This is a genomic window from Elioraea sp. Yellowstone (assembly GCF_006704265.1).
Classification (GTDB): Bacteria; Pseudomonadota; Alphaproteobacteria; order Acetobacterales; family Acetobacteraceae; genus Elioraea.
This window is the reverse complement of sequence record NZ_VIKA01000297.1, coordinates 1-1,042: the sequence shown is the minus strand read 5'-3', so window position 1 is coordinate 1,042 and position 1,042 is coordinate 1. Positions and strand designations below refer to the sequence as shown.

At 75.9% G+C, this 1,042-nt stretch carries 2 protein-coding genes and 1 other RNA gene; all 3 read left to right on the top strand.

What is annotated here, in order from left to right; translation table 11 throughout:
* Nucleotides 1-225: 225 nt before the first annotated feature.
* The 3 genes from FK498_RS18810 to ssrS all read left to right on the top strand — a co-directional run bounded on the left by FK498_RS18810 (nucleotide 226) and on the right by ssrS (nucleotide 926).
* Nucleotides 226-444: a hypothetical protein gene (locus FK498_RS18810; protein ID WP_141857243.1), complete on the top strand. Its 219-nt coding sequence runs from the start codon at nucleotides 226-228 to the stop codon at nucleotides 442-444.
* 4 nt (nucleotides 445-448) lie between these two features.
* On the top strand, nucleotides 449-760 hold the full coding sequence (locus FK498_RS18805) for a cell division protein ZapA (RefSeq protein ID WP_141857241.1): 312 nt from the start codon (nucleotides 449-451) through the stop codon (nucleotides 758-760).
* Between the two features lie 9 nt (nucleotides 761-769).
* Nucleotides 770-926: non-coding RNA, 6S RNA (ssrS, locus tag FK498_RS18800), on the top strand.
* Nucleotides 927-1,042 lie beyond the last annotated feature (116 nt).

The following is a 1,042-nucleotide window of genomic DNA, read 5'->3' as shown; positions in this document are numbered from 1 at the left end:
GCCGCGACCAGGGCACGCCACCAGCCGAGCCCGGCATAGCCGGCCGCGTCGGGCGCGGAGAGCAGCGTCACCGGCCGGCCGGCCCGGGCGGCGGCCGCAAGCGCGGCGCGCGCCTCCTCGAAGCCGTGCACGATCACCGCCTTCGCACCCATCGGCGGTGTTGTTGACCCTGCGGAAGCGGCCTGTCTAGGGTCACGCCTCCCACGTGAGCCCCGCGAGTCCGCCATGCCCGATGCCGCTTCCGCACCGACCCTTGCCGAGGCCGCGGCCGCGCTCGAGAGCGCCGTCGCGCGGCTCGAGGACGTGGCCGAGGCGCTCGCCCATCGCGCCGAGGAGCAGGCGGCGAACCCGCCCGACGCCGAGGCCGCGGCGACGATGGCCGAGGCGGCCGAGCGGCTCGATGCGGTGATCGCGCGGCTCGCGGCGGTGCTGGAACAGGAGTAGGCGCGTGGGTCAGGTGACGCTGAAGATCAACGGCTATCCCTACGTGCTCGGCTGCCCGGACGGGCAGGAGGCGCATCTGCAGGCGCTGGGTGCGGAACTCGATGCTCGGGTGAGCTCGATCCGCGCGCAGGTCGGCAATCTGGGCGAGGCGCGCCTGCTCGCGATGGCCGGGATCATGCTGGCCGACGAGCTCGCGGATGCGCGCGCGGCCCGGCCGCCGGGGCTGGACAGCGCGGCCGCGGCCGCGGCCGCCGAGCGCATCGCCCGGCTCGCGCAGCGCCTGGACGGCGTTGCGTCCAAGCTGGCGCGCGCCTAGGTTCTGGGTGCGGGGCTGCCCGGTGCGTCAGGCACTTCATCCCCGGGGCCAGTGATCTTCCCATCGGGAGCTGTCCCTGTCGCGGTCGTGGCCGCGGCACACGGCGCCCACCTGCTGAGAGCAGGCTCTGGGAGGATGATCAGCCAACGGCCAGGGTGGCTCCGCGCCTGCGCATGATCCCCGCCGAGCCGCTCCTCGACGCCAAGCGCCGCGCGCGCGCGGCAGGGCTTGCCGCGCGCGAGCGCGGCGATCCGCGCGCCGGCGTGCTGCTCGCCGGCCACG